Source organism: Alkalihalobacillus phoenicis (assembly GCF_047302405.1).
Classification (GTDB): domain Bacteria; phylum Bacillota; class Bacilli; order Bacillales; family Bacillaceae_D; genus Alkalihalobacillus.
Window position 1 is genome coordinate 2913380 of sequence record NZ_CP154853.1, and the last position, 22510, is coordinate 2935889.

The 22510-nt window shown below is 36.7% G+C and carries 15 protein-coding genes; 1 reads left to right on the forward strand and 14 read right to left on the reverse strand.

Going from position 1 to position 22510, the window contains the following annotated elements:
• Nucleotides 1–13: 13 nt before the first annotated feature.
• The 10 genes from treC to AA0017_RS13950 all read right to left on the reverse strand — a co-directional run bounded on the left by treC (nucleotide 14) and on the right by AA0017_RS13950 (nucleotide 14234).
• Nucleotides 14–1681 (reverse strand): alpha,alpha-phosphotrehalase, encoded by a 1668-nt coding sequence (gene treC / locus AA0017_RS13905; protein WP_413375276.1) that lies wholly within the window; start codon nucleotides 1679–1681, stop codon nucleotides 14–16.
• 257 nt (nucleotides 1682–1938) lie between these two features.
• Nucleotides 1939–3351, reverse strand: coding sequence for a PTS system trehalose-specific EIIBC component (gene treP, locus AA0017_RS13910; protein WP_413375278.1), 1413 nt, complete (start codon nucleotides 3349–3351; stop codon nucleotides 1939–1941).
• 907 nt (nucleotides 3352–4258) lie between these two features.
• Entirely contained in the window at nucleotides 4259–5608 is a 1350-nt protein-coding gene (locus tag AA0017_RS13915) for an aspartate aminotransferase family protein (protein ID WP_413375280.1), read from the reverse strand.
• 97 nt (nucleotides 5609–5705) lie between these two features.
• On the reverse strand, nucleotides 5706–6782 hold the full coding sequence (locus AA0017_RS13920) for an ABC transporter permease (RefSeq protein ID WP_413375282.1): 1077 nt from the start codon (nucleotides 6780–6782) through the stop codon (nucleotides 5706–5708).
• The gene (locus tag AA0017_RS13925) at nucleotides 6779–8026 is read right to left on the reverse strand and encodes an ABC transporter permease (RefSeq protein WP_413375284.1); all 1248 of its coding nucleotides are present in this window, start codon (nucleotides 8024–8026) and stop codon (nucleotides 6779–6781) included. Before AA0017_RS13925 ends, AA0017_RS13920 begins: the two co-directional genes overlap by 4 nt.
• A gap of 12 nt (nucleotides 8027–8038) precedes the next feature.
• Nucleotides 8039–8971: an ABC transporter ATP-binding protein gene (locus tag AA0017_RS13930; protein ID WP_413375286.1), complete on the reverse strand. Its 933-nt coding sequence runs from the start codon at nucleotides 8969–8971 to the stop codon at nucleotides 8039–8041.
• 185 nt (nucleotides 8972–9156) lie between these two features.
• Nucleotides 9157–9801, reverse strand: coding sequence for a response regulator transcription factor (locus AA0017_RS13935; protein WP_413375288.1), 645 nt, complete (start codon nucleotides 9799–9801; stop codon nucleotides 9157–9159).
• A gap of 20 nt (nucleotides 9802–9821) precedes the next feature.
• The gene (locus tag AA0017_RS13940; protein ID WP_413375290.1) at nucleotides 9822–10925 is read right to left on the reverse strand and encodes a sensor histidine kinase; all 1104 of its coding nucleotides are present in this window, start codon (nucleotides 10923–10925) and stop codon (nucleotides 9822–9824) included.
• An 83-nt stretch (nucleotides 10926–11008) separates the two neighbouring features.
• Nucleotides 11009–12343, reverse strand: coding sequence for a polysaccharide biosynthesis protein (locus tag AA0017_RS13945; protein WP_413375292.1), 1335 nt, complete (start codon nucleotides 12341–12343; stop codon nucleotides 11009–11011).
• Nucleotides 12344–12560: 217 nt separating this feature from the next.
• Complete coding sequence (locus AA0017_RS13950; protein ID WP_413375294.1) at nucleotides 12561–14234, reverse strand: glycerol-3-phosphate dehydrogenase/oxidase; 1674 nt, start codon at nucleotides 14232–14234, stop codon at nucleotides 12561–12563.
• Between the two features lie 369 nt (nucleotides 14235–14603).
• Here AA0017_RS13950 and AA0017_RS13955 point away from each other — a divergent pair, with 369 nt between their 5' ends.
• Nucleotides 14604–15527 (forward strand): EamA family transporter, encoded by a 924-nt coding sequence (locus tag AA0017_RS13955; RefSeq protein ID WP_413375296.1) that lies wholly within the window; start codon nucleotides 14604–14606, stop codon nucleotides 15525–15527.
• A gap of 204 nt (nucleotides 15528–15731) precedes the next feature.
• Here the strand turns inward: AA0017_RS13955 and AA0017_RS13960 are convergent, their stop codons facing one another.
• From AA0017_RS13960 to AA0017_RS13975, 4 genes are all read right to left on the reverse strand, one after another.
• Entirely contained in the window at nucleotides 15732–17021 is a 1290-nt protein-coding gene (locus tag AA0017_RS13960; protein ID WP_413375298.1) for an ATP-binding protein, read from the reverse strand.
• Between the two features lie 210 nt (nucleotides 17022–17231).
• Nucleotides 17232–19046 (reverse strand): ABC transporter ATP-binding protein, encoded by a 1815-nt coding sequence (locus AA0017_RS13965; RefSeq protein WP_413375300.1) that lies wholly within the window; start codon nucleotides 19044–19046, stop codon nucleotides 17232–17234.
• The gene (locus AA0017_RS13970) at nucleotides 19039–20769 is read right to left on the reverse strand and encodes an ABC transporter ATP-binding protein (RefSeq protein ID WP_413375301.1); all 1731 of its coding nucleotides are present in this window, start codon (nucleotides 20767–20769) and stop codon (nucleotides 19039–19041) included. The genes AA0017_RS13965 and AA0017_RS13970 overlap by 8 nt, the downstream gene beginning before the upstream one ends.
• Nucleotides 20770–20949: 180 nt before the next feature.
• Nucleotides 20950–21927, reverse strand: a complete 978-nt coding sequence (locus tag AA0017_RS13975; RefSeq protein WP_413375303.1) for an acyltransferase family protein — start codon at nucleotides 21925–21927, stop codon at nucleotides 20950–20952.
• Nucleotides 21928–22510: the final 583 nt, after the last annotated feature.

A 22510-nucleotide genomic window follows, 5' to 3' on the forward strand; every position in this document is an offset into this window, starting at 1 on the left:
ACCTTTTCTACCTCTATGCGTCAATCAAATAAACGAGCGATTCATATGGCTTTAAATGAAGGACTTCACTTAAGTCATCATTTTGCCGGTCATTTGATAAGAGTAATGTTGCGTTTTTCTCTAACCACTCCTTTGGTACATTAAACGCAACCTCTTTTGCATAAAAATTATTGATTACTAAAAGCTTTTGGTTATTATACGTTCGTACATAAACAAATAACTGTTCATTATTATCTTCCAATAATTGATAATCTCCATATGTGATAATATCATATTGTTTACGCATTTGGATCAATTTTTGATAATGATAAAAGATTGAATCTTCCTTTGCTATAGCATTTTTAGCATTAATTTCTTGATAGTTATCGGCGACATCAATCCAAGGGGTCCCCGTCGTAAATCCAGCCTGGCTATCATTAGTCCATTGCATCGGTGTTCGAGCATTATCTCTTGAGCGCTCTTGAATTATGGATAAAATCTCTTCTTCACTTTTTCCAGCTTCTTTTAATAGTTGGTAGGCATTTAGTGTCTCGACATCACGGTACTTATCAATTGTAGTAAAATGAGGGTTGGTCATGCCAAACTCTTCCCCTTGATAAATATAAGGTGTCCCTTGCATTAAGTGAATTGCTGTAGCCAACATTTTCGCCGACTGCTCATGATATTCTTGATCATTTCCATATCGACTTACAACACGGGGTTGATCATGATTGCACCAAAATAAGGCATTCCAGCCTCCTCCTTTGTGCATCTCTACTTGCCACGTTGAAAGAATATTTTTTAATTCTTTAAAATCAAATGGTTTAAGTGCCCATTTCTCTCCATTTAAATAATCGACTTTTAAATGATGAAAGTTAAAGGTCATATTTAATTCTTGTCGTTCTAGGTTTGAATATTTTATACAATTCTCAATGGAGGTTGAGGACATTTCCCCGACGGTCATATTTTGATACTTTGATAAAACTTCTTGATTCATTTCATGTAGGAACTCATGAACTCGAGGCCCATCTGTATAAAACCTACGTCCGTCCTTTTTTGGATCCGTTTCATTTGGAAAATTTTGATCCTTAGAAATCAAATTGATCACGTCTAAACGAAAACCATCAATGCCTTTTTCAAACCAGAAATGCATCATTTCATAAATATGCTCTCGCATCTCCTCGTTTTCCCAGTTTAAATCAGCTTGTGTTTGATCAAATAGATGTAAAAAATATTGGCCTGTCTTCTCATCATATTTCCAGGCTGATCCTCCAAATTTTGATTGCCAGTTTGTTGGTGCTTCTCCTTCAACTGGATCTTTCCAAATATAAAAATCTCGATAGCGATTTTCCTTTGATGTACTCGCTTCTTTAAACCATTGATGTTCAGTAGATGTATGATTCACGACTAAATCCATAATCAATTTCATTTCTCTCTTATGCACTTCTTCAAGTAGGTTTTCAAAGTCTTCCATCGTTCCATAATCAGATTCAATCGCATAATAATCGGAAATATCATAACCATTGTCATTTTGTGGTGATGCATAAACAGGCGTTAACCAAATGACATCAACACCTAATGTCTTTAAGTAATCAAGCTTTTCAATAATTCCGTTGATGTCTCCCAATCCATTTCCAGTCGTATCATTAAAGCTTTTTGGATAAATTTGATAAACAACAGAACGTCTCCACCATTCATTCATTCTATACACTCCTTATTTATAAAGCGAAGCCTGTTTGCTCAGAAGCGAGAAAAAATACAGGACAGACTAAAAAGTCGCTTTTTGACTTTATAGGCTGGCCGATTTTTCTCGAGCTTCTAACAGGCGTAGCTAGATTGATTATAAAGCGAAGTCCGTTTGAGCGAAGCAATTTTTCTCGAGCTTCTAACGGACGTAGCTAGGGTATTCTTTTATTGGAAAAGGCCATTAGCTTTTGACTAATGACCTCCAATATTCTTTTAATCCGTAATCTTTCGTGTCTTGCCATAAAAATACGTTAAAATAAGCGGTAAGAAGAAGGCGATCGCCATCCCAATCGCAAATACCCCCCATTGTTCCGTAACGATTGAAAAAATTCCCGGTAATCCTCCTACTCCAATTGAAAAGGCCATAACTGAATTCCAGGAAATCCATAGTCCACCTATTGCGGCACTAATAATCGCAAAAACAAATGGAAAACGATAACGTAAATTCACTCCAAATAGAGCAGGCTCCGTAATTCCTAGATAAGCAGAAATCGATGATGTAACCGATAAGCCTTTAATTTTTTCGTCTTTCACTAAGAAATTCATCGCAAGTGCTGCAGAACCTTGTGCAATATTCGATAGCACCAAAATCGGCCACAGGAATGTTCCACCAATCGTTCCAATTAGCTGCACATCAATGGCAAGGAACGTATGATGCATACCGGTAATAACTAATGGTGCATAGGATAAACCATACAATAATCCACCAACAGCCGCGACATTTTCAAATACCCAAACAAAAATATCTGTAATAAAGTTACCAATTGAAAATGTGACAGGTCCGATTAAGATAAACGCAAGAAAACCTGTTACAAGCAATGCGACCGGTGCAACCACCAATAATTGAAAGCCTTCTGGAACTTTTCTCTTTAAAAAAACCTCCATTTTAGCAAGAATAAACGCCGCAACAAGTATTGGTAACACTTGTCCTTGATAGCCCATTTGAGCTATCTCAAGACCGAATAAATTCCAATAAGGCACTTCTCCAGCTTCAAGTGCAGCCCCATATGCCCATGCATTTAAGAGATCCGGGTGAACAAGAATTAAACCGAGAACAATCCCAAGTAATGGATTCCCTCCAAAACGTTTAACAGCCGACCAACCAATTAAAGCAGGTAAAAAAGCAAAAGCCGTTCCAGCTATTAAGTTAATGATATTCGCAAAGTCAGCCCATTGCGGATACATCTCAACTAAAGATTGTTCGCCAAAAATACCTGTTGCAGTAAGTATGTTATTAATCCCTAGTAAAAGACCGGCTGTTACAATCGCAGGTAAAATTGGAATAAAAATATCAGCTAATGTTTTAATTGCACGTTTAAGCGGATTCATCTTTTTGGAAGCCTTTGCTTTTACTTCCTCTTTTGAAACTTCTTCAATTTGAGCCACATTCGTTAGTTCTTTGTAAACCATTTCAACAAGCTTCGGCCCAATAATAACTTGGAACTGACCATCCGTCGCAAAGGTTCCTTTTACGACATCCACTTTTTCCAAAGCTTTTTTATCAACTTTATCGTCATCTTTTAATACAAAACGAAGTCTAGTGACACAGTGGGTAGCAGAATCAATATTCTCCTCGCCCCCAATCGCCGCTAGTATTTCCTTTGCCGCTTTTTTTGGATCGCTCATATTATCCTCCCTGTTACCGTTTTCATAGAATATAAAAAAATTGAATTCATGTTGTATATACAAGTTGATTCGACATTTATTTTAACTTGTATATACATGATCCGTCAATATTTTTATTTCAATTCGTTTTCTCCATTCTTTTCCTCTTTTTTTCCTGATTAAAACGCTTTATTCAATAAAAACCGTTTCAATCTGTATCAAGAAGATAACCTGTCAACTTATCTTGTTCGATTAAACACATTAATATAGTTCTCATTTTGGCCTATTTAATAAAATGCTAAAAAGGGAGATTTTGATTGCTTTTAAGCGAAAATAAAAAAGTAGATGAGGAAGCATTCATCAATGCTCTCATCTACTTTTTTGTTTTGTCCCCGCCTCTTTATTGATCGCTCCCGGATTCATTGACGTCCTTTGATTCCCTTTCCCACTTTTATTTGATGGCTTTTGGATTCATTGCGGCTCTTTGATTCCCTTTACGGCTTTTATTCGATGGCTTCGGGACTCATTGACAGCCTTTGATTCCCTTTCCCGCTTTTATTTGATGGCTTTCGGATTCTTTGACGTCCTTTGATTCCCTTTACGGCTTTTATTTGATGGCTTTCGGATTCATTGCGGCTCTTTGATTCCCTTTACGGCTTTTATTCAACAGCTCCCGGATTCATTGCGGCTCTTTGATTCCCTTTACGGCTTTTATTCGATGGCTTCGGGACTCATTGACAGCCTTTGATTCCCTTTGCGGCTTTGATTAACCTTTTTCGTACTTTAATTCGTCCTAAGCCTGAGTTTCATTACTTATTAACCTTTTTTCGCACCTTAATTCCACCCTAGGCCTGAGTTTCATTACTTATCCCGCTTTTTTCACACCCTAATTCGCCCTAAACCCAAGTTTCATGACTTATCACCTTATTCATTCTTTCATCGGTAATACGGTTCTTATCGCTTGAACAACTGTGTTTACGAGCTTATCACATTGCTCGTCGTTAATAATGAGCGGTGGGGCTAAGGAGAGAACATTGTTAAAGTTTGCAACCGTTGCCCCGTTTTTTCCAATGATGACTCCGGCCTCTTTACATAAAGCGATGATTTTATTAAGAAAGCTCACATCTAATGGTTGTTTACTTTCCTTATTTTTGACTAGCTCCAAACCAATTAGCAGACCTTTCCCTCGAATATCGCCTATATTAGCATGGTCTTTTAATTGCTCAACAAGCTTTTTCTTCAACTTCTCTCCTTGTATTTTGGAGCGTTCAAATAATCTTTCCTCCTCCATAATTTGAATATTACGAGAAGCGACGGCACATGAAGCTGGATGTCCGCCAAATGTGTTCACATGACGTAAATAATCATATTTGTCTGACCCTTGGAAAGCTTCATAAATTTCCTTTTTTACCGCTGTTGCCGCTAACGGTAAATAGCCACTTGTAATTCCTTTAGCCATCGTAATAATATCGGGCTTGACGTCATAATTCATAAATCCAAATGGTTTACCTGTCCGTCCAAACCCACAAATCACTTCATCTACAATTAAAAGAACACCATTCTCCGCACAAATATCGGCAACAGCTCCCATATAATCATCAGGTGGCATTAAAATACCTCCACCTGTAATAATCGGTTCCATAATACAAGCTGCTACCGTCTCTTTCATTTCCCAGACAATGGCTTCCTCAATTGCCTTCGTTTCAGGTCGCTCCCTCGCACTCTCTTCCCTTTTTAATGGATTTCGATATAAATCCGGTGGTCGCACATGAATAAACCCTGATGATAATGGTTCATACTTATACTTCCGTTCCGCTTGACCTGTTGCCGCGAGTGTCGTCATCGTATTCCCATGATAGGAACGATATCTGGAAATGATTTTATGTCGACTCGATTCTCCTTTTTGATGATGATATTGCCTTGCCATTTTAAAAGCGGTCTCATTTGCTTCAGAACCACTATTTGAAAAATAAATGACATAACCTCCACCGAGCAATTCATTTAACTCGGCGGCTAATTTAATCGCTGGTTGATGGCTTTGCGTCAAAGGATAATAAGCCAATTGATTCATTTGCTGGGCTGCAACCTCTGTTAGCTCCTTTCGCCCGTAACCAACATTGACACACCATAAACCAGACATCGCATCCAAATATTGCTTCCCATCTTCATCCGTAACGGAGACACCATCTGCTTCCTTGACAATCACCGTCTCATCAGGGTTATAAGGCTTCATAGAATGCCAAAGAAAGTCTTTATCTTGTTTATATAAATCCCCCACTTTAACACCTCCAAATGTATTATGTGCATACAAAAAAGAGGAAGGTTTTACTCCTCCCTCCATCATATGAAACCAAAAGCTCGGACATGTGGCTTCTTTACCCTTTTTTATATTTCATTCGTTTTTCCATTAAGTTCAAGCCAACTCCCATACAGAAAGCACACATGCCAAATAGAACCGAAGCAGGAAGCAGAAATTGTTCAAACCTCCATTGATATACCGTTGCCCCTTTTAGCATTTCCAAACCGTAGCTAGTCGGTGAAAATTTCGATAAAAACAAAATCAAGTCAGAAGAAACAATATCTAGTGGGAAAAAGGCTCCACCTAACATGGCCATACTGACCGAGATAAATGGAACGATCCCATTTAGTTGCCTGACATTTGTAACGAGACCACTTATTAAAATTCCTAAAGATACAAGAGCCACTAAATATGGAATAACAGCAATTAAAACGACTAAAAACCCTCCATAAAAATTAATCCCCACTATAAACTTAAAAATAAAATAAATGATTAATAATTGGATATAACCAATTTGAAAACTAAACAATATTTGCCCTACATACATTTCGGTTTTGGTTGTTGGGGAAAGAATGACCCGATCCCATAAACCAAATTCCTTTTGATATAATATCGATTGAATCGAAAAGGCAACCGTATAAAAGACAAAAAATAAACTGAATCCGAATAAAGCATGCAGGGTCATATCAAATGGTAAACCATCTTCATTAGAAAATGATTCATATTTTGTATAAGCATCTGCTGAATAGGTTTCTAATTCAATCTCATTTTCACTCAGACGTTTCTGATTAAAATAAGCTGTCATCTCAGCTTCTACTAAACGCTTATATTCGGATTGTCTCGATAAAAATAATTGATAATCTTTCTCCTCTAAATGGATCGCCAAATCATAGGCTTGATTCGTTAAACCCGAGCGAATATTCGTTTCACTTCTGATTTCAAAACGAAGGGCTTCTGCTTCATTTAATTTATTGACTTCAACAATAAGCTGCTCCTTAGATAAACTGTTCGAAAAAATCGGTACCGTTTTTTCCGTAGTATTTCCTCCCTGCCCCATGACAATCGCAAAGATGACCGTTAAGACGATTGTACCGATCAGGCTAAGTGGATTTCTTAGAACTTGCTTCCATTCTCCCCAAATTATCGCTTTCATTGAACATCACCTCTTCTTGAAAAAATAAAAAGAGAGACGACAAAACAGAAGAAAGAAAAAAAGATAACGGTAGGAAAAATAGATGAAATATCGTTTAATGTCCCACCAACCATCGCGACAAAATATCCTTCCATCGCAACTCCATTGGGGGTAACCCCTGCTAGATTAGCAAGGATTGGAGAATAAGAATGAATATATCCGAAACTTCCACCAATAAACGCTAATAAGGCTACACCAAAATAGGAAAATGCACTGACCGCTCTATATGAATTTGTTAAAAAGTTGATCGCTGTTAAAACCGTTGTCATTCCTCCAACCATCAAGCTTAAACAACTTGTCACGATAAGAAATAATCCGATATTATCCCAACTAACTTGATAAACAAAATAACAAAAAGTAAAGATAATACTAATTTGCAAAAAGGCGATAATAAAGCTCGACAGCCATTTTGTTAACATATAATAAATAAACGGGAGATTGGCCACTTTTAACCTCATAAAAATATGCGAAAATTTTTCAGTCATTGCATAACTAGCAATAAAGGAGGTTCCAAATAAAACAAACATCGTCACCATGCCGACCGCGTAATAATCAAACCCTGAAATTAAACGATTAGCTACAACAATTTCTTCTTTAAAGTTTTTATGTTCATTTAGTAGGGATAAATCAAAGTGATCCTTTAATGACGCTAATTCCACCTCGAAATGAATTTGCAAAAAGAAGTGGTTCATCATTTGTTCAATAATGGACATATAAAATGGGTTTTCATTGACTTTAATCGCGAGCGGTAAAAGCTCCCCTGATCGGAAAAATATATAATCCCAAAACGCGAGACGATAGCCTCGTTCCACAATAAAAATCCCATCATATAGCCCAGAATTAATCGCTTCTTCTTCAGAAAGCTCCTCAGTAAGTTGAACCATAAATTCCTCTTCAGTAAATACATCCTCCCTCAAAATTTCAGGAATAGAAAAAGCTCTTGCTTCCTCTAAAATACTTCTAATCTGGTTACTCTCCAATCCTCTACTTTCCAAGATTTCTTTATATTCACTTAATGATTCTTGTAAATCTTCTTCCTCAACGATTGCTAAATGGAGCATTGCACGATCTTCACTTCCACCAATATTTCCAATTGCTACTCCTAATATCCCTATTAAAACAACAGGCATCAGTAATAAAACAAGAAGTTCCATCCGATCATGTAAAATCAATTTTAAATCCTTTTTAATTAATGCAAAAAACACACCCCTCCCCCCTTAATCTCTTAAATTTCTGCCTGTCAAATGTAAAAAAACATCTTCTAATGTTGGTGACTTTACTTCTAATGCCTTAATTTTGACACCTAATTCATTTGACTGGTTCACTAATAAGTCAAATAAATCATAAGAATGAGGGGCAATGATTTTATAAACCAATTCCGATTTTTGTGATACTTTAAATGCTTCATTCTGTTTTAGCCGTTCATAGAGTGCTTCATTATTTTGCATAATCGTAAGCTCTACCGTTTGCTCCGAAGATAATATTGCCTTCAGCTCTGATATTGTCCCTGAAGCAATGATATTTCCTTGATCCATTATATAAACTCTGTCACATACAGCCTCCACTTCCTCCATATAATGGCTTGTGTATAATACAGTGACATTGCTCTCTTTTTGTAATTTCCTTACTAAATTCAAAATATGATTTCTTGATTGCGGGTCAATCCCAACAGTCGGTTCATCCATAATTAAAAACTCTGGTTGATGAAGTATAGAAGCTGCGATATTTAAACGCCTTTTCATCCCACCTGAATACGTCTTAACCCGTTCTTTTTTTCGTTCAGATAGTCCGACTAATTTTAACGTTTCTTCTATTCTTTGTTTTAATTGGTTAGAATCCATTTTATAAATCTTTCCGAAAAACAAGAGATTTTCTTCAGCTGAAAGCTCATGATATAAAGCAATTTCTTGCGGGACAACACCAACGATTTTTCGCATTTCTTTTGAATTTTCCCAAACTACTTTTCCATTTAAACGAACTTCACCACTAGTAGGTTTTAACAAGGAAGATATGAGTGAAATAGCTGTAGATTTCCCTGCTCCATTTGGTCCGAGTAACCCAACAGACTCCCCTTTCTCTAAAAAAAGATTGATCCCTTTTACTGCTTCGTTCTTTTTGTATTTCTTTTTTAAATTGACGACCTCAATCATCTAATAGCCTCCTTACCGTTATCTATCTATAGATTAAATCTTTCATAAAAATCGCCCTACTATAAAAAGTCATTTCCTGTTTATCTGAGTAGTGACTTTAGTCATTTTTAGAAATAGCGAAATAATTAATTTGACTTCAACAAAAAGCTCCTAAAAGCACATCAAGTGACTTTTAGGAGCACAGATTATTCATCAATATCATGTTTTAAAGCAAAGATAGCGAGCTGCGTCCGATCGCGCAGTTGTAATTTAGTTAACAGTTGGCTCATTAAATTTTTAACAGTCCCTAATGAAAGAAATAATGTATCGGCAATTTCCTGATTGCTTTTACCTTCTCCTACTAGAAAAACAAGTGAACGTTCTCTTTCTGTTAATGGAATCGGCAACGGCTTTTTTTCTTGATTGTTCATAAATAGTTGCGGAACAACCTTTGCAGCGACTTGTTCATCTAAAGCCATTCCACCTTCAAGAGCTTTATCAATTGAATACAATAGACGTTCACGGTCGGCATCCTTTAATAAATAACCAGCCGCACCAAGCTTTAATGCCTCCAATGCATATTCATCATCGGCAAACGTTGTGAGAATTAAGATTTTAACTTTTGGGTAAAGCTGCCGTAACTTTTTGGTCGCCTCAAGGCCATTCATTTTGGGCATCCGGATATCCATAATAATTAAATCAATAATATGTTTAGGATAGAGCTCGAGTGCTTCCTTGCCATTACACGCTTCTACTATCACTTCATTTTTTCCAGAATACTCGATCATCATTTTTAAACCTTGACGAACTAAAGCTTGATCTTCCGCTAATAAAATTCGATTCTTAACCATTCTTTGTCCCCTTATTCAACTCATGATTGTGATACCTTTAACGGTAAATAAGCTTCTATTTTAAATTCATTGTTCATTTTTAATACGGTAAATCGTCCCTCTAATTGTTCAACTCGTTCTCTGAGATTCGTTAAACCAAAACCCTCTTTATGAAAACGTTCTTCAGAGTAATAATTGTTTTTGACCAATACAGTAAAGGCATGATTAGCGATTCCTTCAAAAATCACTTCCACTTCTCTTGAATGAGCATGTCGCATTGCATTCGTTAACCCCTCTTGAACAATTCGATAAATCGTAATCATTTGCTCACTCGTTAAGGGGGCAGATAAAGCTCCTTTACGCGTGATTAAATTTACTTGGATATGACTTTCCGATTCTAAACGGCGAATAAGTTGTATAACCGAAGAAAAACCTTTCAGTTCTTCATTTCGTAATGCCTGAACAGATTGCCTCATTTCCGTTAGGCTTTGTTTGGCGAGTTCCTTTGCTTGTCGAAGAGCCACTTCATCCACCTCTCCGTTTTCCTGGGTGATTTCAACCATTTCAAGTTGCATCGCTAAAGCGGTTAATTGATGTCCGACATTATCATGAATATCACGAGCAATTCTCGTCCTCTCTTCTGCTCTAGCATTTTCCTCTTGAACTTGTAATAGCCTTTTTAATTTCCTGTATTCAATTAATAAGCTTTTCCAGTCTTTCTCATATGCTAATGCCGCTTGCTCCATTTTATTTTTCTGCCAAAAACTAAATAACAGAAGGGTCAAAATTGCCGTATAAAAAAGCGAAAATGAAACATCGCGATACAAAATCAACGGAATAAATGTGACTCCGACTATAAGGAAAAACAACCACTTCTTCTTTTCAAGATCATTAACCAAAAATAAGAGCCAAAAATACATTAGCCATGGAGACTGCATTTCTACTGAGAAAAGCATAAACTGAGCTATTACCACCATACCAACGAGAATTCCGACTAAATAAAGTCGATTCTTCCACAATGCTTCTGTGCTCATCATAGCGACAAAGCACCCAACCCAAAGCCAAAAACCTGGATGTAATCTCAATTCTATGTTTTCTAATAAGATAAAAAAAATAATAAAACACCCTGCCGTAATCACTTTCATTTTGTCTGTCCTTTACGTCATTTGTCTCTTATTCTAACATTTTTATCCTATTTTTGATGGATTTTTTCCGAAAAATCAATTAACTAAAATCGTAAATCACTTAAGCGATCTTTTTTGAGCGTCCATGTGACCCCAAGCTTCTTACAGATTGTCGCATAGTGGAGGAAAGTCAGCAACACCGCACTCATGTTCATCCCTAAAATAATTCCCCCCATTTGGAACTGTGGCATGGATCCAAGTGTAAACATCATCACAAACGAAATAATCGTCGTGATCACAGAATGAATAAAAGCATCCTTCACTAGCCCCAGGCCAATTAAATAAGCCTGCATCGGAATCACAAAATAGTGAAAAAGGAAATATGGGACTAGTAACTGCAAATAACCAGCAGCTGGAGAATTCTCAAAAAATAAAGTCGTCAATGGTTCGGCATATAAATAAAATATCGCTACAATTGGAAAACCATATAGTCCTGTAAAAATCAGTACTTTTCGCAGTAAATTATGAAGTTCTTCATAATTCCGTTTACTATATGCTTCTGAAACGGTTGGAATTAGAACTATTAAAAGCGAATGAGCAATAAAAGCCGGAAAAAAGCCAATCGCAAACGCGACCCCGGCAAGCTTGCCATACTGTATAACAGCCATCGACTCCACTAAACCAGCCCGCATTAAAGCAGCTTTAATCAAAAATGGCTTCATCGCAAAAGTTGCCGCATGGAAGATTCGTAAACCAGTCGTCGGTAAAGAGACTTCTAATAATGACTTTCGCACTTTCTTCCCTGGGATTTCAGCTCTTGGCTGCTTTCTAAACCCTCGCATTTGCCCGACAAAAGCTAAAATTAAGTAAGCTAAAACCGCCATTTCACAAACGATCACAGCTGATAAACCGACTAAAATGGCTGTTTGTAAATCAAATTGAAACAATTGAAAAATAATGATAAGGAATAGAAGTTGAACAGCCCTCCTTAAAAAGTTGGAAATGGCGATTTTTGACATCTTTTGAGCACCCATAAAATAACCACGGGCGACAGAACTAAAAGTAATGACCGGTATTAAAATAATAAACAACCATTTCACTAAAGGATGATAGTGATCAAAAACAGGGATAAGTGGAAACAAAACGAAAGCAATTAAAATAAAACCAATCGTACAAAGACTCGCAAAACGAAGAGCATGTTTAAGCATACTATGATGAAATAACTCTTCTTTTTCAGCAACAAACTTAGATATTGAAATCGGAAGCTCAAGGCTCGCAATGACGACGATAAAAGCAATCGTGGGAAAAATCGACATATACAGGCCAAGTCCTTCTTCACCTAATTCCCTCGCTAACACAATGTTAATGATAAATTCTAGACACTCTCCTAGGAAAGCGGCAACCATTAATAACAGAGCACCTTTCACAAATCGGTTCATAATTTCTCTCCTCATCTATATCTCTTACTTCACTATATGAGACAAGGCCTGAAAATATGGTACCAGCTTTGAAGCTGTTCAGTAACAAAGTCCTCTTCCTAGTGCTTCCCTTCCTATGTTTCTGCTTATCTAAAAAAAATTAAAAAGCGGAAAATCCTCTTTTAGGGATTTCCTGCTTTTCGCTATTTTTCTATCTTGTGATATATGAACCTTTTTATTAGTAGTCGTCATTTTCAATTCCACTTGTCGCAATCTCCATCTGTCTATCTAAATCTCGTGTATAATTTCGCTTCTGTTCATTCGTCCAATTTAATTTTCGCCCGAGCCAATTTAAGGTGCGATTTTTCGTCTTTTTTACAAGTCCTATGTCAAAAAGTAACAACGATGAGCGTCTCACATAATAATCAGACGGACAAATGGCCATTTCATGCTCCAAACTATAGAGGAGGGTCGAGGAAACAGCTAAAGGCAACCCCGTTCGTTCTAACTCCCAAAAATGAGCTTTCGCCAACTCAAATATTAAGTTACAATTTGAACCATACTTTTCAACGATTTGCCTCGCTTCCTCTTCAGAAAAACCGACTTCCTTACCAAATGGAATATTTTTCTCGATAAATCGCTCAAACTGAGCTGATCCACCCACTTCTCCCCCTGAAAGAATCACTTTAGCAGTTTCGCTTTTTGGGAGTGTGCGGTTTTCACTCTCTTGAATTCGAGTCTCAATCACAGCCATCGTCTTTTCTGCCATTTTACGATATCCTGTTAACTTTCCTCCTGCAATCGTAATTAAACCAGATTTCGCTAAAAATAATTCATCTTTTCTTGAAATATCAGAAGGACCTTTACCTTGTTCGTGTATGAGCGGCCTAAGCCCCGCCCAACTGGATTCGATATCCTCCTCCTTTAGCTTTTGTTTGGGGAATAAACCATTAATTGCACGAATTAAATACGTTGAATCCTCTCTCATCATTTTCACTTCTTTTGGATCACCAAAATAGTCCGTATCCGTTGTTCCGATGTATGTTTTTTGGCCACGTGGTATCGCAAAAATCATCCTTCCGTCCTTAAAAGGGGTATCAAAATAAATCGCATCATTAATTGGTAACTTTTTTTGATCGATTACAATATGAACCCCTTTTGTTAAGTGTAAATACTTCCCTTCCTTTGAACGGTCTTGTTCTCTCAAATTATCAGCCCAAGGACCTGTTGCATTAACAATATATTTGGCATAAATCGTCTTACTTTTCCCTGAGAGTAAATCTTCCACTTTGACACCGACAATTTTTTTATCCTTATAAATAAGGTGTTTCGCTTCAACGTAATTAACTGCCTTAGCCCCTAGCTCATGCGCTTTTTTGATGATTTCAAGCGTTAGTCTTGCATCATCTGTTCGGTATTCAACATAAACTCCAGAACCATTTAGACCGTCTTGTTTTAATAAAGGTTCACGGGTGATCGTTTCTTTTTTTGAAAGCATTTTTCTCCGTTCAATCCGTTTAACTTGGGCCAAATAATCATATACTTTTAGACCAAAAGATGTCGTCAATCGTCCAAATGTTCCACCTTTATAAAAAGGAAGCATCATTTTCACCGGAGTTGTCACATGTGGAGCATTTTCATAAACAATCGCTCTCTCCTTACCCACTTCCGCTACTAGTTTGATTTCGAATTGTTTTAAGTAACGTAATCCTCCATGAATCAATTTTGTTGACCGGCTAGATGTCCCACTTGCAAAATCATCCATCTCAACTAATCCCATTTGTAACCCTCTTGATTGTCCATCTAAAAGGATTCCAGCTCCCGTGATACCTCCACCAATAACCAGAACGTCAAGCTCCTTTTTTTCCATACTCCCTAAAATTTTTGTGCGGTTTTGATAAGAAAAGTTCACTGTTCATCCCTCTTTTCTATGCTGATTCTCTCCTGAAACGGATTCACATTCCTTCACTTAGCAACCTTTGACATGACAGACAGTTAACCATTTTTGAAGCCTTTCTTTATTTTTTCCTTGACTTTATTTTTTTCTCTTGTTAGAATTTCTAACGAACGAACATAATTTAATACAAAACCCATGTGGATTTGTGGACTTTTCAAGAAGGGGCTTCCCTTTCTTTTTCGCCACACATTAATGACCTTCATTGATGTGTGGTTTTTTGCTGTTATAAATAGTTATGAGAATGAAGTGAATATCCTTACTTTTTTCTAAAAAAAATTAATTTGATTTAACTACGATCAACTTTTGAACTGAGGTGTATTTTTTATGAAACAATCCATTTATCCGTTAGCAGTATTATTAGGAGGAGCTTGCTTTGGTGTTCTTTCAACATTCGTTAAGCTTGCTTATGCCCAAGGCTTTCAACTCGCCGAAGTTACAGGGAGTCAATTTATTATTGGAACACTATTAATCTGGTTGCTTGTATTATTTACCAAAAAACAGAAAGTCACAGGAAAACGCTTTGCAATTGTTGCGGCAGGCGGAATTCCTATGGGATTAACAGGGATCTTTTATTACCAATCGTTACAAACATTAGATGCTTCATTAGCCATCATCTTCTTATTCCAATTCGTTTGGGTTGGAACGTTACTTGAATATATTTTAGACAAGAAAAAACCGAGCAAGCAAAAGCTCGTTTCGATTTTTCTATTAATCATTGGTTCGGTTTTAGCCGCGGGAGTTCTATCTGGTGGGTTTGCGAACATCTCAATGATAGGTATAGTTTGGGGAATTTTAGCAGCGATTAGTTTCTCATCCTTTGCATATGTTAGCGGAAACGTTGGCAGAGAATTACCGCCAATCCAAAGAAGTGCTATTTTTGCAATAGGTGGGTTAATTATTACATTTATTATTTTCCCTCCGTTGTTTTTACTTGAACCAACAACAATCGTAGCGATAGCTCCATACGGTTTATTATTAGGATTATTCGGAGTTACATTGCCACCATTATTATTTGCAATTGGTATGCCACATGTCGGTGCAGGTTTGGGAACCATTTTATCATCGTCTGAATTACCGGTTGCTTTACTGATGTCGATTCTGATATTAAATGAACAAGTGCTCCCCTCACAATGGGTAGGAGTCGTTATCATTATTTTTGGAATCATCTACGGAAATATGAAATTCAGATATAGGAATCTACCCATGCAGCAACAGCAGCCCGAAGCTTCCAATCAGCATTCTGCCTAAACAACCTCAACTCCCGCACCGGATATTAAGTATCTTGGTGCGGGAGTTATTTATGTTTGTTATCACGCTTCTATTTTTGGCGCTGTTGCTCGGCTTTTTTTCTCACCAAAACAAAAAAACAGCAAGCTAATCAGCTTACTATTTCCCGTAAATCTAATGATTTTTTATTAAAGCTTGACATTCATTACTTGGTCTTTATCCTCATCAAGGCGTCACCCGCCATGCACCTACTGTTCTTCCATTCATATAAAGTGGTAGTGCGATTTGTACATCCGTTCCAACACCTTCACGACTGTAAAAAGTAACTTTACCTCCCATTTGTTTAATTAACTGAAATGAAACCATTGTCCCTAAACCGGTGCCTTCTTTTTTTGTCGTATAATAAACGGTACCAACTTGTTTAAGTTGCTCCTGGCTCATCCCCTTACCATTATCACTAATTTTGATATAAACTTGCCCTTTATTTTGATGAACTTTGATATTGATTTTACCCTCTCCGTTAATAGCTTCAATTGAATTTTTAATAAAATTAATAAGGACTTGTTTAAACTGATAACGGTCTGTTTTAATATCAATATTTTCCGTATAAATAGCAAGCAACTCAACATTTTCCTTCAAGGCTAAAGGTGTTAATAAACTGACTACTTCCTGTATACATTTGGTAACGCTCACAACTTCAATTTTGTTCAATTTTGGTTTGGCAAAATCTAAATAATCGGTCACTATATATTCTGCTCGCTCTAGCTCACTTAAAGCTAAATTATAATATTCAACTTCATTTTCCCTTTTAGAATCTTCTCGCATTAATTGCAAAAATCCTTTTACGACAGTAAGCGGATTTCGAACTTCATGGGCAATGGAAGCCGCTAATTCGGCTACAGTGTTCTGCCTCTCTTTCTGAATAATTTCTCCTAAAATTCGATTTTTTTCATTAATTAATTCATATAATAGCATCGAGAATAACGTCGTTAAAATAAAGGCAATAAAATAAAAAACCATATGGTTCATAAGAAGAACCATCGCAGTCGACTCCAATGAAATGAAGAGCTCATCAGCTATTGACAAAAATTTCAAAAACAAACTAAAAAATGCTAATGATAAAAGGATAGCCATTTTAGTAATACGGGAGCGACACAAACGATACCTCATAAACATAATATGGCTTACTATAGCGATAACAATCGAAGTCAATATCGTCGACAGATCAAAAGCATTTAATAAATTAATACCGACCAAAACTGCTGTCACAATCCACCCTACTCTTGCCCCACCATATAAAAAACTGAGAATTAAAGGAATGTAGCGAAAGTCCCAAGGCACTTGGAATTCAATATAAGACACGCTCATACAAATGAGAGCGACTGTTGAATGTAGGATGGCTAAGAACCATGTTGAAGAGTTGCTCATTCTTTTTCCATTATAAAATAAACTCATTAAAAAACCTGGGGTTAAGACGATTAACACTTGTAATAATAGCTTTTCTGCAACTAACACACGCCTCACTCTTCTCCTTCCACACATATAATATAAAAGGATAATTCGACATCAACTTTTAATAACCTCCATTTTTTTATAAAAATATCCTTATATTTTTTTATATTTTGTATGATTACAAAACTTAAAGCCGTTAATTGTCACACAAAAAACCTTTAAGAGATGCAGTTGGGCACCCTTAAAGGCTTTTACTATCTTCCATTTATATCTCTAAGCCCCATGCATATGAGCATAATAACCTTTTTTGGAAAGGAGCTCATCATGTGAGCCTTGCTCGATGACATTTCCCTCCTGTATGACTAGAATTTTATCGGCTCGTTCAATCGTATTTAAACGGTGGGCTATGATGAAGCTTGTTCTATCCTTCATTAACACTTGTAGGGCTTCTTGAATTTCCATTTCCATTATCGTATCAATACTACTCGTCGCTTCATCTAATATTAAAATAGCCGGGTCTGCGAGTATCGCACGGGCTATTGAAAGCAATTGCTTCTGCCCTTGGCTAATTCCACTTCCATCTTGGTCGAGAACGGTATCAAAACCAGACGGCATTTTTTTGATAAATGCTTCTGCATTAGCTAGCTTGGCCGCTTTCTCTACTTCTTCATCCGTTGCATTCAATCTTCCATAACGAATATTTTCACGAATTGTTGCTTCGAATAAAAAGGTATCTTGCAAAACAAAAGCCATTTGTGAACGAAGGCTTTCCGTTTGAATCAAGCGAATATCTTGACCATCAATTTTTATTTGCCCCGAAACAGGATGATAAAACTTCGCTAACAAATTGACAATCGTTGTTTTTCCTGCTCCAGTTGGACCGACTAAGGCGAGCACATTTCCAGCTGGGACATGAAAGCTCATGCCAGCGAGCGTTGCTTGAGCTGAATCATAAGAGAAAACAACTTGCTCAAACTCCACATCGCCGTTAAAAGAACTCACTTGCTTCGCTTCTTGTTTATCCTTTTCCTCTTCTTCATCCAAAATATCAAATACCCGCTCCGCACCTGCAACAGCCGATAACAACATATTAAATTGGTTCGCTAAATCATTAAGCGGTCGGGTAAATTGTCTTGAATACTCAGTAAAAATAACGATCGTTCCGACTGAAACATGTCCGTTCAGTGCTAAAATGGCTCCAATCCCTGCTATAAAGGCAAAACTTAAGTTGTTTAAAACGTTCATTACTTTCGGAATAAATCCAGAATACGTTTGGGCCCAAAAGCTGGCACGTCGTAATTTTTTATTTTTTTCTCTAAATTCACGAATCACACGCTCTTCTTGGGAAAAAGTCTTGACAATTTTTTGCCCAGAAATCGTTTCTTCGATATAACCATTAATTTCCCCAACTTGTCGCTGTTGCTCTTTAAAAAAGACCGATGTTCTCTTTGTAATCCACTTCATTCCAAAAAACATTAAAGGAATGACTAGCATCGTAATAACCGTCAGTAACACACTTTCAAATAACATGACCGCAATGATTCCGACAAAGGTCAGCACACTGGAGAAAATTTGGATAACGGAACTATTTAAAGTGGAGCTAATATTTTCAATGTCATTTGTGACTCTGCTCATTAACTCGCCGTGCTGCCTTTTATCAAAAAACGGAAGCGGCAGTTTATGTAAATGCTTCACAAGCTGAGTTCGTAACGTAAAAATCGTCTTTTGAGCAATCCCTACCATCCAAAAATTTTGAAGCCAAAGCGTCAGGGAATGAAGGAAATAAACAAGAGCTAAGGCAATTAGTACTTGAACAAAAAAATCAGTTTCTCTTGATACTAAATAAAAATCAACAGCTCGTCCGACGATAAAAGGACCAACTAAGGCTAAAGCTGAAGAAGCCACAACAAGTAATAAAATAAAGAAAATTTGAACCTTATAAACGGCTAAATAACTCCAAACCCTTTTGATCGTTTGATACCAATTTTCTACTTTTGGTTTGCCTGTTTGTCCAGCTTGCTTTTGTGGAGGCGTTTGCTCAATCGGGATACGCTCATATTCAAATGGTTCTTTTAATTGTTTAAGCATTTTCAAACACACCTCCACGTTCTTGTGACTGAACTATTTTTTGATAAAGTGGAGATTCCTTTAACAGTTGATTATGGTCACCTGTTGCCACAATTTTTCCTTCATCAAATAATAAGATTCGATCAGCTGCTTGGGCACTCATAACCTTCTGTGTAATAATTAACGTCGTACATTCGTATTGTTTCAACGCTTCTAAAAATTTTTTTTCTGTTTGTACATCTAGAGCACTCGTACTATCATCTAGAAGTAAGATTCTCGGCTTTCGAATTAATGCTCTTGCAATCGAGATTCTTTGCTTCTGTCCCCCTGATAAATTCACACCCTTTTGTCCAATTTTCCCGTTATATTGTTCTGGTAATGATAAAATCGTCTCGTGAATTTGAGCGTCAATCGCTGCTTGTCTTATTTGTGCATCATTTGCTCCCTCTTTTCCCCAAGCAATGTTTTCTTTGATCGTACCACTAAATAAAAGGACCTCCTGAGGAACATAAGCAATCGATTTTCGTAAATCATCAACATGACGTTCTTTCACATTGACTCCTTCAATAAAAATATCCCCTTCTGTCGTATCATATAAGCGCGGAATCATCTGAAACATTGAGGTTTTTCCTGAGCCAGTTCCACCCATAATCGCGACCGTTTCTCCTTTACGAACCGAAAAGTTCACATGCTCTAAAGCCCAGTCACCTGTACTCGGATATTTAAACGAAACATTTTTAAACTTAATCACTTCAGAATTTAATGGATTCGCTTCTTTCCTATTTTCTTCTTCTTGCATATCGACCTCTGTCGTTAACACTTCATTAATCCGTTCTGAGGATGCCTGTGCTCTTGAAAAAACCATAATAATCATCGCAAACACCGTTAAGGCACCTGTAATTCTAAGTACATAATTAATAATCGCGACCACTTCACCAACTTGCACATTTCCTGCTGTGATATAAGCTTGCCCAAACCATAAAATCGCAATAATCGCTAAGTTCATCACGAATAAAAGAATAGGCATCGTCGCTTCTAAAAGCCTTAAAGCAGACACTGTTTTTTCCATTAGCTGTTTGTTACGTTCTGTAAAACGTCTCACCTCATGTTTTCGTCTTACATACGCTTTAATCAGTTTCATCCCACCTAAATGTTCGCGAATGATTGAATTAACGCCATCTAACTTTTGCTGAACGAGCTTAAATAGCTTGGACGCTCTTCTCATCACAAAAACTAAAAAAACAATCAGAATAGGAATTGTCACGACTAAAAACATCGCTAAATGCACATTTATGAACAGAGCCATAATGACGCCACCGACAACTAAAAGGGGTGCCCTCAACATAATTCGTAAACTCATAAAAATCGTATTTTGTATTTGTGTGACATCATTTGTTAACCTTGTAATTAACGATGACGTCTGGAATTTTTGTAAATTGGCAAAAGAAAAAGCCTGAACCTTATCATATAATCCATTTCTTAAATCAAGACCTGTACTTTGACTAACATGCCCAGCATAAAAGGAGTTCACAATTCCAGCGATAAAAGCTATAAAAGAAACCCCTACCATAATCGCCCCCCAATAAAGGACACTTTGTAAATCATTTTGCATAATCCCATCATCTATAATTTTCGCTAATAATAATGGATGAATGAGTTCAACAATTAACTCAACAAACATCAGAAAAATGGCGATCCACATCGCAAATCGATATGGTCTTATGTAACTCCAAATGATTTTCACACTAGTCCCCCCTCCATAAACACCCCGAACTATTTTGTCTTTTCTATATATTTATACATTTTAGCCTAATTCATAATATTTTGGAACACGAAGTTTTTTTATTATGAACGAACAGAAAATAAGCATACACAAAAACAATCATGTGTATGCTTTAAATCATAGGTAAAACAATATAAGGAATTAAATCGGCAATACCTTTTTCGAATAATAACTTCCACAGGCGATACAAATGAGAAGTGATAAACCGATCAATAACGCATAGTTGTTCGCAAAATCATGTAAGGTACTTTTTGAAATGAACGTTTGAATCAATTGAATGATAATCCCGTGTAATAAATAGATCGACATCGTCCGTTGACCAATTATCGTAAAGCTATATTCCTTATTTGGTACAACCGCCATAAAAGCAACTAACACAACTAATGTTCCTATATACTGTGCTAAACGAACAGCGGCATCAATCACATAACCTCTTCCCATCTCTACATAGGATTGTGAACCAAATAGCCAAGGAATTCCCCCTTCAGGAAAAAACTCAACGACGATTATAAAAACACTTAATAAAACAAAAATTCCAATATGCGGGCTGTATTTATATTGCTTTAGCTTTTCAAAATTTTCCTTACTTAATAAGAATCCAAGAAAGAAGAACGGAAAAAAGACAAATGTTCTTGATAAGCTCATCCAAGTTCCAACAGATTCTATAAATCCAATACCCACACCGATCGCAGTCGCTATGAATAAACCAAGCCAACGCCATTTTCCAAATACATATAAAAGCACATTCCACGTAAATAAACTTAATAAAAACCATAACGTCCAATGTGGTGAAAACAATTCAAAACTTAACCCCTTATCTCCATTCAAATAATAAAAAATCGAATAGAAAATTTGAAAAATAAAATATGGAATAAGAATTTTCTTAAATGTCTTCTGTAAGTACCCTTTCTTTTTATAGCCCTTCGAAAAATAACCGGAAATTAAAATAAAGGCAGGCATATGAAAAATATAAATCATTGCATATAAATCAAAAAGAAAATCCTCCTGCCCTTTTAACGGACTAATAACATGACCAACAACAACCAAAAAAATAAGAAAGAATTTAACATTATCAAAGTAAGGATTCCGATTTTGGTGTTTGATTGCCGTATCTGCCACACTTCCACCTCCTAAGTTCTCTCTAACTCTTCATTCAGATCTTTACAAAAGAAAATCTAATACTTCTCCCCAAGTATTAGATACCCAAATTATATGTCATTCCTGTTACAAGACGATTAGCACTAACTCTAATATTATGGAAGAATCCTCAAAAATAATGGATATCGGTTCGACTTTCAATCCATTAAAACATGGTCATGACTCTACTCCCATTAATAATTGAACCTTCTCAATTGATTTTTTTAAGAAACTCGAAACCACCCCTTCTCCTTCCAACTCTTTCTATATCATTCGGATAGTTTCTCCCAAATAATGTGACAAGCCGTTCAGAATGTTTTATTCTTAAACTAGTTACTCAACTTTCACAGCGTATGATTGACCCTTAACCGTTAATAGAGATTGACTTTAGGGCGATACAAGACTCAAATTGACTTTACATGAACGGTTCAATCGTTGACAGTCTGAACACGTCTCTTCGTAGGCTGTTGAAGAAATCTGTTCACTAAAATGAATCGCTTCGGCTGTCGCTACCAAACCCATACTCCGCGTCCTTGCCGAGAACCTGGCGAGCCTCCTCGGTACA